Raw genomic sequence first — 13,355 nt, forward strand, 5'->3', positions numbered from 1 at the left:
CAGTTGATGAAGCAGTAGAAGTAAAGAATTACTCAACACCTTCACCTGACGGAGCAACAAAGCTCACAAACATTGTAGTCATATTCAAACAGCAGAAATTACAGCAGTTCATCGAAGCTATGGAACATATTGATGTCAAGGGCATCACAGTAACGAATGTTCTTGGCTGCGGAATGCAGAACGGACAGCGTAACTACTACCGTGGTGCAGCTGTTGAGATGAACCTGCTTCCAAAGGTAAAGGCTGAGATTGCAGTATGTGCAGTTCCTGTTGAAAAGGTAGTTGCAGCAGCAAAATCTGCTCTCTACACTGGAAACTACGGCGACGGCAAGATGTTCATTTACGATATCGAGAACGTTATCAAGATAAGAACAGGCGAAGAAGGCTACAACGCACTCCACGATTCGGCAGAGTGGGAAAAAGCATAAGCTGATAAGGGCGTTTGCGGACATCATCACACAAATCTCCCAGATGTTCGCAGACTGCCTTTCTCATAAATGTATTTCAAGGAGCATAAAAAAATGTCAAAGTTCATTTTTGTAACAGGCGGAGTCGTTTCGGGACTCGGAAAAGGTATCACAGCTGCTTCCCTGGGCAGACTTCTCAAACAGCGAGGCTATAAAGTCACCATACAGAAGTTTGATCCCTATATCAATGTAGACCCAGGTACTATGTCACCATTCCAGCACGGTGAGGTATTTGTAACCGATGACGGTGCTGAGACTGACCTTGACCTTGGTCATTATGAGCGATTTGTTGATGAAAACCTTTCAGTCCACTCAAATGTCACTACAGGAAAGATATACTGGAACGTCATAACAAAAGAGCGGCGCGGTGACTACCTCGGCGGTACAGTACAGGTCATACCGCACATTACCAATGAGATAAAGGACAGAGTTTACAGCGCAGCAAATGAAGCAAATGCAGACGTTGTCATCACCGAGATCGGCGGTACTGTCGGCGATATAGAGTCCACACCTTTTCTTGAGGCGATACGTCAGGTAGGTACTGAACAAGGACGCGAAAATGTATGCTACATACACGTTACGCTTGTTCCCTATATAGCAGGCTCTGAGGAACTTAAATCCAAGCCAACACAGCACTCCACCAAGGAGCTCCTTTCAATAGGCATTCAGCCTGACATAATAGTTTGCCGAACGGAAAAACGCATACCAGATGATATGGCTGAAAAGATCGCACTCTTCTGCAATATCCGAAAGGAAGATGTTATTCAGAACCTTACAGCCCCGTCACTGTATGAAGTTCCGCTGTGGCTGGAAGAAGAAGGACTGGCACATTCAGTATGCCGACACCTCGGTATCGCAGACAATGCCCCCGACCTGACAGAATGGACAGAAATGGTACACCGTGCAGAAAATGCACACAAGGCAGTAACTATAGGACTTGTGGGCAAGTACGTTGAACTCCACGACGCATATCTCTCAGTCGCAGAAGCACTCCGACACGGCGGAATCATCAACGATGCGGCAGTTGAGATAAAGTGGATAGACTCTGAGAACGTAACTGCTGAAAACGCCGCTGATACCTTTAAAGACTGCAATGGTATCATAGTACCCGGCGGCTTCGGTCACAGAGGAATTGAGGGAATGGTTGAGTCTATCCGCTATGCGCGTGAGAATAAAGTCCCCTTCTTTGGTATCTGCCTCGGTATGCAGATGACAGTCATCGAATATGCACGAAATGTATGCGGACTTACAGGTGCAAATTCTGCTGAGTTCGGAGAAACTCGCTACCCCGTCATCGACATTATGGACGAGCAGAGGAACATTTCCGAAAAAGGCGGTACGATGCGTCTCGGACTTTACCCCTGCAAGCTGACAGAGGGTTCAAGATGCCGCGAGATATACGGCGAAGAGCTCATCTACGAGCGTCACCGTCACCGCTATGAATTCAACAATGCATACCGCAAGGTACTTACACAAAACGGACTCCATATCGCAGGTATGTCGCCTGACGAAAAGCTGGTCGAGATAGTGGAACTCTCAGACCACCCGTGGTTCATAGGCGTGCAGTTCCACCCCGAATTCAAATCACGTCCAAATAAACCGCAGAAGCTCTTTGCAGACTTTATAAGAGCTTCACTCGAAAACAAATAAGCCATTAGCCTTTAGCACTTAGCTATTAGCTTATGGTGTCCCTTCGGGACAAACAATTATAAATAATATCGTACAGCGATACCTTTGGCTAAATGCTAATGGCTAACGGCTAAAGGCTAAATAAATGGAGGAAATAAAAATGGAAAAGGTAACAGAGTATTTTGGTTCAATGGTATTCGATGAGAGAGTCATGAAAGCTACCCTCTCCGAGAAAGTTTACAAGTCACTTAAAAGAACTATCGACAGGGGCACTCCTCTTGATATCTCAGTTGCAAATGCAGTAGCAGCTGCTATGAAAGACTGGGCTATCGAAAAAGGCGCAACTCACTACACACACTGGTTCCAGCCAATGACAGGCGTTACTGCCGAGAAGCACGACAGCTTCATCACTCCCGCTCCCGACGGCAGAGTTATCATGGAATTCTCAGGCAAGGAACTCGTCAAGGGCGAGCCTGATGCTTCTTCATTCCCGTCAGGCGGACTTCGTGCAACATTTGAGGCTCGCGGATATACAGCATGGGATCCTACTTCCTACGCTTTCATCAAGGACGGCACACTCTATATCCCTACAGCATTCTGTTCATACACAGGTGAAGCACTCGATAAGAAAGTACCTCTTCTCCGTTCAATGGAAGCTCTCAACAAGCAGGCAATGCGTGTACTCAAACTCTTCGGAAACGATAATGTAAGAAGCGTCCGTACATCAGTAGGTCCAGAACAGGAATATTTCCTCGTTGACCGTGAAATGTACAAGAAGAGAAAAGACCTTGTAATGACAGGCCGTACCCTGTTCGGTGCAATGCCTCCAAAGGGTCAGGAAATGGAAGACCACTACTTCGGCTCTATCAAGACAAGAGTCGCAGAATATATGGCTGACCTTGACAAGGAGCTGTGGAAGCTCGGTATCCTCGCTAAAACAAAGCACAACGAAGTTGCTCCTGCACAGCATGAGCTTGCTCCTATTTACAAGACTACAAACATTGCTGCTGACCACAACCAGCTCACAATGGAAGTTATGAAAAAAGTTGCAGAGCGTCACGGACTTGTTTGCCTGCTTCACGAAAAGCCATTCGAAGGCGTTAACGGTTCAGGTAAGCACAACAACTGGTCTATCTCTACAGATACAGGCGTAAACCTCCTTTCCCCTGGTGAAACACCTTATGAGAACGCTCAGTTCCTGCTCTTCCTTGCAGCTGTTATCAAGGCAGTTGACGACTATCAGGATCTGCTGAGACTTTCAGTTGCTACTGCAGGCAACGATCACCGTCTCGGTGCAAACGAAGCTCCTCCTGCTATCATTTCTATCTTCCTTGGTGATGAGCTCACAGATATCCTCGAAGCTATCGAGACCGACAAGCCATACGGCGGCACAGCAAAGGAAAAGATGAAGCTCGGCGTTGATGTTCTTCCTCAGTTCAGCAAGGACACTACAGACCGTAACCGTACATCTCCTTTCGCTTTCACAGGCAACAAGTTCGAGTTCCGTATGCTCGGTTCATCAAACAGCATCTCCTGTGCAAACATTCACCTCAATGCAGCTGTTGCTGAAGTATTAAAGCAGTTTGCTGACAAGCTCGAAGGTGCAAAGGACTTCAACAAGGCACTCCACGACCTTATCAAAAAGACTATCAAGGAGCACAAGCGCATAATCTTCAACGGCAACGGCTATGATGATTCATGGGTAAAGGAAGCTGAAAAGCGCGGACTTTCAAACCTCAGAACTACAGCAGACTGTATGCCTAAAATATGCGACAAGAAGAATGTTGATATGCTTACATCTCACGGCATCTTCACAGAGGCTGAGATATATTCACGCTGCGATATCATGCTTGAGAACTATGTAAAATCCGTAAACATCGAAGCTCAGACAATGGTGGATATGGCTCGTAAGGAGATAATCCCTGCTGTTGCTAAATTCGCTTCTGATACAGCTTCCGCTGTTGCAGTAAAGAAGAGCGTATCAAAAGCTGCCTGCAAGTATGAGACAAAGCTCGTTGAGGAGCTTTCAGTACTCATTGACAAAATGGACGAAGCAACCACCGAACTTGAAGGCACAGTTTCAAAGCTCAAGACTATCGGTGCTATAACAAAGGAATCCGAATATGTACGCGACAAGATGATACCTGCAATGGATAAGCTTCGTGCAGCTGCCGACAAGGCTGAAACAATAACTGCCGAGGATTACTATCCATTCCCTGCATACGATAAGCTCCTCTTCGGAGTATGATAAAAATTTGTTCCCTCTCGCTTAATTATTATAATGACTTCAAAAGTGCAGTTCAATAAAATACTTTCTATCAGTAAGTTTTATTGAACGAAGCAAAATACCGAGCCTGAAATTATGGCTCGGTAATTTTTTGTCCCCATTTAAGGGGCGATTTCAACTCACACGCCCGCGTGGGGCGTGACCTGTAACGGTTGCAGTAATATCTCTGATTTGCTTATCATTTCAACTCACACGCCCGCGTGGGGCGTGACCTGTGTTTGCCATTCGCCGCCCATATCCGTTGCATTTCAACTCACACGCCCGCGTGGGGCGTGACGGCGGTTATCGATACCAGCAGTTACATTACACGTATTTCAACTCACACGCCCGCGTGGGGCGTGACAAGGACAAGTACGAGTTAGCAGCATTTATTCAGATTTCAACTCACACGCCCGCGTGGGGCGTGACATGATGAAGGAAATCCGAACCCCTTCATAGTACAGGATTTCAACTCACACGCCCGCGTGGGGCGTGACATGACAACGGCCAGAGAATGACGATCGAATGTGATTTCAACTCACACGCCCGCGTGGGGCGTGACTTGCGGCTCTTATCGAGCGTTATAATACATTTAAATTTCAACTCACACGCCCGCGTGGGGCGTGACCCACTCATCTTTGACAAGTGCGTACGTTACAGATTTCAACTCACACGCCCGCGTGGGGCGTGACGCCTACAACGCTCATACCAAGGAAAAGAGCGCAATTTCAACTCACACGCCCGCGTGGGGCGTGACTGCTTGAACTCAGTGACGAAGGATACGATGTCATAGATTTCAACTCACACGCCCGCGTGGGGCGTGACACTGTGGCTATATGATTTATGATAGCACAGACGATATTTCAACTCACACGCCCGCGTGGGGCGTGACACAGCGGCAGTTGTAGGATTGACTGTAGCTCTCGATTTCAACTCACACGCCCGCGTGGGGCGTGACTCAGTCGACGATACTCCTTGCGCGCTCTCTTGCTATTTCAACTCACACGCCCGCGTGGGGCGTGACCAGCTCGGAAATGTGGTGCTGCCAAAGGTAGAAATTTCAACTCACACGCCCGCGTGGGGCGTGACTTGACAAGATTTGCGATTCCGTTCTCGTCAAAGACATTTCAACTCACACGCCCGCGTGGGGCGTGACCCTATATTTAGTATATAAAGAGTCACTTCCGCCACAACGGGTGGACTAATTCAAACAAAATCATATAGTTTTGTTCACATTTTATTAATAAATCGTTGTTTTTTTACTGCGAACCTATGGGCATTTCAATATCATTTGGCTTTCGCAGCTCAAATTATTATCACTCCTTCGGGATCATATGTCTCTTTAGCACCAAAATGTTCAACTCGCCTCTGCCAGTTATTTCCAAGATAGTAAAACCTCAGGCTGTCATGTTTTTCGTCTATAAGTTTCAGAAGTTTGTCTTTGACTTTCAGAAATATGCCATAATCAACATCTATCTCAAATACAGAATTCTGCACTCTCTGTCCGTAATTCTGACATTCCTTTGCTATTTTACGCAGTCTTGTTTTTCCCTTGCTGTCAGTTGTTGAAACATCATAGCTTATAAGCACCATCATATGTATCACCTACTTCATGATAAAACAAGGATATTCCTCTATCTCTCCTCTGAAATACTTTGCCAGAAGACTGCTCTGTACAAACGGCAGTATTCCGAGGGTGATCTTTTCATTAAGATATGGGTGAACTATACTTGTCCTTTTCTTTTCCTGCCATGCGGACAGGACTTTCTTTTTGCCTTCCTTTGTAAGATATACTGCTCCGCTTTCCTGCTTTTCAAAATCGCTGATATTTATCTTTTTCAGATTTATAAGCGTCAGTGTGAGGCGTTCTGCGATACATCTCACTTCCTCAACAAGATCACAGGCGAGACTGCTCCTGCCTGACCGAAGTGCATGATAGAAGCCGTAGCAGCTGTCAAGTCCTACACTTTCAAGCGCGGAAGCATACCAGCTCGTCATTATCGTATAAAGGAACGACAATACGGCATTTACGGGATCAAGAGGCGGACGCTTGATTCTTGCTGTTACGTAAAAATCATCTTTCTGATGCAGGATAAGCTTATCAAATATATTGAAATATGACTTTGCACAGCTTCCTTCAAGTCCCATTATAGTTTCGGTATCATTCAGTTCATAAACGTGTTCCATACCGCTCTCGAGATATTCAATACATCTGCTAAGCTCGCCGTCACTGTCAAGCTGCGGATTATCACGCATTGAACGCCGTATAAGGAAGCGTGTATTCGACAGCTTTGCAGCTACCGTATTCTGAGCAAGAAGTATATCAGGCTTTGCAAGCTGTTCAAACTGTGCCTTTCTCAGAAAAATGTTGCCCTTTGTCTTGCCGCATACCGAAGCAAGATACTTGCCTGACGGAGATATAAAGCTGATCTTTACACCCGTATCCGCACATTTTCCAATAAGCGCAGGCGAGCAGCCAAGATAGCTGAAACAGTATATATCCCCTATATTTACAAATGGCAGGCGGAATTTTTCCTTATCCTCGCATTTACATACAATATTTTCGCCGTCAAGGGTGAGCCATGCTGTCTCATCGAGGATATACAAAGAATTCAATAGTTTTTTCACGGATAATCAGCTCCTTTCTGCTGCATAACAAGCTCTTTTACACTATACTTTTTCTTCACGGGAAAGCAAATATCACTTAATGAACAGCCTGAACATTTCTGTCCTTTTTTACGCTGAGGGATAGTTTTTTCCGCAAGGACTCCTCTCATTTCTTCAAGAAGCTTTTTCAGCATATCATCATACTTCTGATATTCCTCATCAAAGGGCAGCCGTACTCTCCTGCGTTTATCTGCATAATAAATGTAACATTCACAGCTGCATTTCCAGATACTGTCCGCACATATCTTCTGAGCAAATACCTGTATCGCATCTGTTTCGCTGAACTCCTCATTCTTAGGAGCTTTCGGCTTATATTCGACTATGCGCACCGTAAAGCTTCCGTCATAGCCGTCAAGCCTTACACCGTCATCGCTCCTGACAAATTCGATACAGTCAGTCACACCGAAAATATCATACTCAGGCATATCATTATAAACTGTTATATCGCTCCGCACTATCTTTTTACTGTCAGAAAAACTGTGACTGCCGTCGTGTACGTGTTCGTGAAGAAGATTAGCCTTTACAACGAATGCATTTTCTGCCCAGTCGCTGTTTACTTCCAGCAGGGCAAATCTTCTCGGACAGTACATATAATGCTGGATAGTGCGGATATTTATTGTGCTGTCATTCATAGCTTTTCGATAAACTCGATGCCCTCAGGCATATCCCTGTCAACAGTTATCTCGTAATCGCCGAAGCTTCTCGGCGGCTCGACACCTGCCTTCCTTTCTACCTTGATCTTATCGAAGAGGATATGTGCAGGAGCATTTCCAAGTGCAGACTCATGCTTGAATACGTAAAGCTTTCTCAGACACATTTTTCCTCTTGCAGCACTTCTGTCATTCTCAAACATATTGATTATCGCGGTCCAGAGGAGCTCCAGATCGTCCTCTGAAAAGCCTGTGACCTTCTGTGCCAGCATTGCGGAAACATAACCCTCAGCGCGGTAAAGTCCATAGGAAATAAAGCTCTTTTTGCCCATTTCACTCTGCTTTTTTTCATTAAAATCCTTATCGGTCGTTACTGCCTGACGAGTGACTGTGATATCCTGAACATATACAGGATCAATGCTCTTTGCAAAATTAAGCTGAACAGGACCTCTAACTATTCCGCAGGGATCATCACCTGTACTCATTACAGCACCAAAAGTTCTAACATCGAAATAGTTATCGCATATGTATCCCTGTGCCTTTTTTACATCATCTGTATTCTTGCCTTTCTGCTTCTTTTCAAGTCCAAGTGCATCATATGCCTCAGTGAATTTTGAATTGAGCGAACGGTCAGCCTTCACAAGTATATTGTATCCTCCCTCGCCTTCCTTATAAAGCTCCACAAAGTTCCTTATCTTACGCTTCAGACATACATCAGTAACGATACCGAAGGAAGTCTCGGGATCAGTTCTCGGCATATTGCCTGCATCGGGATCACCATTGGGATTACCGTTCTCCACATCGAAAAGCATTACAAATTCATATCTGTTCTTGATAGCATTATTTTCCATAATTGACCGTCCTTTCATTCACTTTTTTCCGAAGTATACAGCTTCTTGTTCATCTGATAATAGCCTATGATAAATCTTCCCTGATCGTCAAGACTGAGCGTCTGCGGATATTCTCCGTCAAAACCGTCACATACGCTTCCTATGAGACGATTGTAGTATATCTGTTTGCCGTCGCCCAGCTTTCTCATGTGGTTCTGTGAGAGCTTCGCAAGCTTCGGAAACACACTGGCAGGTCTTGAACAAGCCGAAGCAAAATAAGCATCTTTAATAGTTCTGTTGAGATTTCCGCCTGATGACTCCTGCTGTATTTTTTCATAAACTGCAAACAGACCTCCGCACAGATAAGCGGGATTTTTGTTTTCATCGTTCCAAGCCAAAGTGAATTCCTCCTTATTATTTTTTCTGTTAAGACAGGCTTTTATTATTCCTGCCCTTGTATCGTTGAGTTTGATAAATTGATTTTTTTCCTCATCACTGTCTGTTTTTACTCGTCTTACAGCAGTTGATAGCATAGCGTCAGGGTACTTCGCACCGTTAAATGCAGCAAGCATTATGCCTGTCATAAGCGGCGGCGGTACTTTGTCATTTGATGATTTTGGCGACACAAGCTCTTTTGCTATTCTGCTGAAATAAACGGGACGAGTATTCTCCTCGCTTATATTAAGATCACTCTGATGACGAATGAGATTTTTCAGCATATTCCCGAATTTATCACGGTAGATGAACTTCTGACAAATACGAGAACTGTTAGCAGTTAAACCTGCAATATAGAAAGTTACATCATTGTCAGTTTCAAGTTTGTCTATTGAGCTTTTATCGGCTGAATATCCGCCTTTGGCATAGCTCATTATCGTACTGATCTGCAATGTTGTTTTCTCGTCATCACTGCTCATACCAAGAAGAGCTGAAAAAAGGCTGCATTCTGCCGAATCGTCATTCTTCATTGCAAAGTATACGATCACCATATCGCCTATTGTAACATGACGCTCGGGTGAGGCAAGAAGCTTATTAAGCGTTGCCGTGTATTTCTTCATTGCAGCTTCGGAAACATTGCTGTTGAATGACTGCGTCTTGCCATATGACTCAAATGCAGTATCATTCATGCATACAAGCTGACAGCCTGATGCCTGTCCGCCGGGAAACCTCATAATCTTATCATGCAATCTTGCCTGCGGAAGTTTTTCACCCAATATGCCGCAAACAGATATTTCGGAGTTACTGTTTTCATCTTCTTTTTGGATTTGCGTTTTCTGATACTTTTCAATAAACTGCTCATCAGCTTCAAGGTCTGCCATTCCTACACCTAAAGTAAAGCCAAAATAAGCTTTTTGGTATTCCTTGCCCAGCTGCTTCAGCACATCATTCTCTGTCTCGTTTTCGGGCACCCATTTTTCAATGAATTTACGATAAGCCGTACATATCTGCGAGTCAAGTCCGTCAAAGAATTCAAGCTCATGTTCCACAAAGGCTTTATGTGATTTCCTTGCTTTTCCAGTCTTGTCATCGGGAGTAAAAACTCCATCCTCATAGTTCAGACCGAAAATATACAGCGGTCTGTGTTCTATGTAATTTGAGTCTATACCGGGCTTCTGAGTTCTGGCAGGCAGACAGGCTTTTCTCGGCACGTCAATAAACTTCTCATTTCCTTTTTTGTCCTTTATTGGCTTTTTATCCTTGAAGGGTATAATATCCTTCATGTCTCCGTTCTCGGAAAGAACAATACGAAAATTGATATCCTGTTCGGCAAAACCGTCAGGTATTTTTTTATTATCGCCTTTTAACGCTTGTTTGTCCGCATAATCACACAGAGCTTTTATCAGCATATTATCCCCTCCCTGTATTTTCCAACGTCTATCACTCCGTTTATCATGTGAGGACGATAATAAAGCGGAGAGGCAATATCCGAAAATCTTGGATTTTCCCAGTCACCGTTCACCGGCTTGCCGCCGTCATCGAATTTAAGGCCGTAAAGCATAAAGCCAAGATCAATATCACCTTCAAGCTCACTGTCAATGAGTGACATATCAAAATCATCCACAATCTCCATTCGCTTCACCGAGAATTCCCTGCACCCAAGGCACGGCTGTCGGAAAAACTGGCCGTTCCTGAGCCGCCGCAGCATTATATTGTAATGCTTTTCTTCACATTCATCTTCATGCTCTGATCTGTTGCCTGTAAGCTCAAAGTGGAACTCTATGCCGTATTTTACATCTCTCAGCAACATTCCTGCACGCTGGCTGCGCTGTTCAGAGGCAAATATCTCCGCTGAGCCTTTTCCTTTCATCTGTGACTTTACCGATGAAAGCGGTATTTTGCATTTGATCTCGTTTCTTCTTATGTTGATAAAACGTATAGGGTTAAAAACAATGATCTTATCCACAACTATCCTTATAGCAGGCTTCCAGTACACTGATTTTATGAGTCCCTCTATTGCCGATATAGTCGGAACATCATAGCTTACTCTTTCTACCTTGAACTCAGGTCTTGTGAATAAGGCATAATCGCCTTCAACGATTATCTTAAATCCATATCCCATATTATCACCTCTTTAATATATATTGTCACTTTGATAATCAATATCAAGTCCCGTATCTGATCTGTAATTATCATTATTCGTCAGTACATAGATACCGTTTCCAACATCCCGGATAAGTCCGAGAGAAAGTGCTTTGTCGTATTCTCCGCGCAATTTAAGTGAAACAGTATATTTCTGCAATTTACGCAGTGCCGTCTTTTTGCTTGAAAAAACAAGCGCAATCAGTTCTTCTGTTTCGGTGTTGTTGTTTATGACAACTCCCACAGTATCGTCCCGTATGAATTTGAATTTTTCAGAATAGGTACGAAACGGGATACTGTCAAGACTATGAGTTATATTCGCAATGGAGTTCCTTTCTATGGCTTCTTTGCTGTAGTTGAATATACGGCTGTAATACTCCCTTATGCACTCCTGTGAGGAAATGTCATCATAATTCTGAAGAAGTTCCCTCATCGCACTTGCCCTGATTTGCAGATCACCGTGGGGCTTTTCATCGGTTTCAAAAATGAAAACGTCACCACATTCCCGTTTTCCCTCACGATTACATCTGCCGCCCGATTGCAGTATGCTGTCAAGTCCTGCAAGCTGTCTGAAAACAGTCTCAAAATCAAGATCAACGCCTGCTTCTACAAGTGACGTAGACACAACAGTTATCTTTTCGCCTTTCGCAAGATCGCTGCGTATAGCCTTTATCGTAATGGAACGGTCTGACGGAGTCATATACGTTGAAAGATGATATTTCTTTCCGCCAAGAATATTATACATCTCTCGGGCTGTTCTTCGGCTGTTGACAATTATAAGACTGCTGCGGTATCCCATAGCACGTTCAGCAATGCTTTCAATTGTTGTTTTACCGAGATCAATATACCTGCACTTGCTGAAATATGAGAAATCACTTCTGTCGCATATAAGCTCACAAAGAGGAACATTTATGGAAAACTTCTCAAAAAGCGGCATGTAATCAGGCATTGTTGCCGACAGGAACACTGCTTCGCTGTTTAAGTACTTTGTCACGAAACCTATTCCTCTCAGACAAGGCTGAAGCATTTCAACGGGCAGCATATGCACCTCGTCAAATATGATGATACTGTCAGCATAGTTATGCAGCTTTCTCAGTCCTGAACTCCTGTAATGATACAGCGACTGAAAAAACTGAACACAAGTTGTAATAATTATAGGAGCGTCCCAGTTTTCAGCTGAACGTTTCAGCTTATCGGCTGTGAGATCGTTTTCACCAATATCCTCAAAGCAATAATTTGAATGATGCTGTAAAATATCAGCATATTCTCCGAACAGCTTCTCAAAAGTCTCAGCCGTCTGTTCAATTATGCTCGTATAAGGAATGACGTAAATAATTCGCTTTTTTCCATGCTCACGCAGCTTTTTCAACGCTATCTTTATACTGCAAAGAGTTTTTCCGCTTCCTGTAGGCATATTGAGTATACTTACCGCACTGTCATTTGAACTGCGGCTCACAGCCTGTTCCTGTAACCTGCTCCTTGCAAGCTTCAAAGGCGTATCGTGTACAAAACCTGAAAGGCACTCATCAACAGTTTTTTCAGCTTCTGAAAAATCCGCATCACATCCACGTTCTATCTCAGGCGAACAAAAATGCTCAGTATCTATAAAATCCGCATCTGCAAGGCATGAAAACAGATACCGAGTAAAAAATGCGTACTTTTCGAACAATTCAGTTTTGCCGTTTACTTTTTTAAGTTCATCAGCAAAACGTATCGCCTCAGGAAAAACCAGATCTATCTGCTGACGGTACGCACTATAATCCGCATCACCAACATAATTTTTTTCACGTTTCAAACGACTGTGAAGAGTAGTATCGGCATCAGCAAGATCAATATCTGTACCGCCGTCAGGAAGTCCAGTATGATGTCCTGCAATGCAATATTGTATCATATACAGCAAAAATAAACGGTTTTCTGCTGAGATATTAGTATTCAGCTTCCCTGCCTCTATCGCACCGCATGACGAATGTTCAAAACGCTCATTGCTGCCGTTTAGTCTGCGCTGGAATGTCAATGCAAACTTGCCTATATCATGGGCAAGTCCGATAAAATACGCTATATCCTTTGTAAGTTCAACAGAATTATCACGAGCCGCTTCCGCAACATTTTCAAGATGTTCCCGAACAGTCTGCTTCCTGTCATCTGTAGTGTGAGCATAGTATTCCATCATTTGCCTCCTTATACGGCATTATTCAACATAATATACATTAGTTTTTACGTTACAGCGATTATTATAGTAATATTATACCATTACATTATATCTTCGTCA

At 43.9% G+C, this 13,355-nt stretch carries 10 protein-coding genes and 1 CRISPR repeat array; of the genes, 3 read left to right on the forward strand and 7 right to left on the reverse strand.

Annotation, left to right across the window (positions count from 1 at the left end):
* From QZZ41_RS10795 to QZZ41_RS10805, 3 genes are all read left to right on the forward strand, one after another.
* A partial coding sequence (locus QZZ41_RS10795) for a P-II family nitrogen regulator (protein WP_295071735.1) occupies window positions 1-428 on the forward strand: 428 nt, incomplete at its 5' end.
* Between the two features lie 93 nt (window positions 429-521).
* The gene (locus QZZ41_RS10800) at window positions 522-2,117 is read left to right on the forward strand and encodes a CTP synthase (RefSeq protein ID WP_295071738.1); all 1,596 of its coding nucleotides are present in this window, start codon (window positions 522-524) and stop codon (window positions 2,115-2,117) included.
* Window positions 2,118-2,256: 139 nt separating this feature from the next.
* Window positions 2,257-4,344: a glutamine synthetase III gene (locus tag QZZ41_RS10805; RefSeq protein WP_295071741.1), complete on the forward strand. Its 2,088-nt coding sequence runs from the start codon at window positions 2,257-2,259 to the stop codon at window positions 4,342-4,344.
* 150 nt (window positions 4,345-4,494) lie between these two features.
* A CRISPR array of direct repeats spans window positions 4,495-5,518; the repeat unit is 32 nt; unit sequence ATTTCAACTCACACGCCCGCGTGGGGCGTGAC.
* Between the two features lie 149 nt (window positions 5,519-5,667).
* Here QZZ41_RS10805 and cas2 read toward each other — a convergent pair.
* From cas2 to cas3, 7 genes are read right to left on the reverse strand one after another with little or no spacing between them, the layout of a single operon-like run.
* Entirely contained in the window at window positions 5,668-5,958 is a 291-nt protein-coding gene (gene cas2 / locus QZZ41_RS10810; RefSeq protein ID WP_295071743.1) for a CRISPR-associated endonuclease Cas2, read from the reverse strand.
* Between the two features lie 9 nt (window positions 5,959-5,967).
* Window positions 5,968-6,990 carry a type I-C CRISPR-associated endonuclease Cas1c gene (gene cas1c, locus QZZ41_RS10815; RefSeq protein ID WP_295071746.1) on the reverse strand — a complete coding sequence of 341 codons (1,023 nt, stop codon included), beginning with the start codon at window positions 6,988-6,990 and terminating at the stop codon, window positions 5,968-5,970.
* The gene (cas4, locus tag QZZ41_RS10820; RefSeq protein WP_295071749.1) at window positions 6,987-7,661 is read right to left on the reverse strand and encodes a CRISPR-associated protein Cas4; all 675 of its coding nucleotides are present in this window, start codon (window positions 7,659-7,661) and stop codon (window positions 6,987-6,989) included. Before cas4 ends, cas1c begins: the two co-directional genes overlap by 4 nt.
* Entirely contained in the window at window positions 7,658-8,530 is an 873-nt protein-coding gene (cas7c, locus tag QZZ41_RS10825) for a type I-C CRISPR-associated protein Cas7/Csd2 (RefSeq protein ID WP_295071752.1), read from the reverse strand. The genes cas4 and cas7c overlap by 4 nt, the downstream gene beginning before the upstream one ends.
* Before the next feature lie 14 nt (window positions 8,531-8,544).
* Window positions 8,545-10,353, reverse strand: a complete 1,809-nt coding sequence (gene cas8c / locus QZZ41_RS10830; protein ID WP_295071755.1) for a type I-C CRISPR-associated protein Cas8c/Csd1 — start codon at window positions 10,351-10,353, stop codon at window positions 8,545-8,547.
* On the reverse strand, window positions 10,347-11,066 hold the full coding sequence (gene cas5c / locus QZZ41_RS10835) for a type I-C CRISPR-associated protein Cas5c (RefSeq protein WP_295071758.1): 720 nt from the start codon (window positions 11,064-11,066) through the stop codon (window positions 10,347-10,349). The genes cas8c and cas5c overlap by 7 nt, the downstream gene beginning before the upstream one ends.
* A gap of 12 nt (window positions 11,067-11,078) precedes the next feature.
* Window positions 11,079-13,253, reverse strand: a complete 2,175-nt coding sequence (gene cas3 / locus QZZ41_RS10840) for a CRISPR-associated helicase Cas3' (protein WP_295071761.1) — start codon at window positions 13,251-13,253, stop codon at window positions 11,079-11,081.
* Window positions 13,254-13,355: the final 102 nt, after the last annotated feature.

It is taken from the genome of Ruminococcus sp. (genome assembly GCF_016283395.1).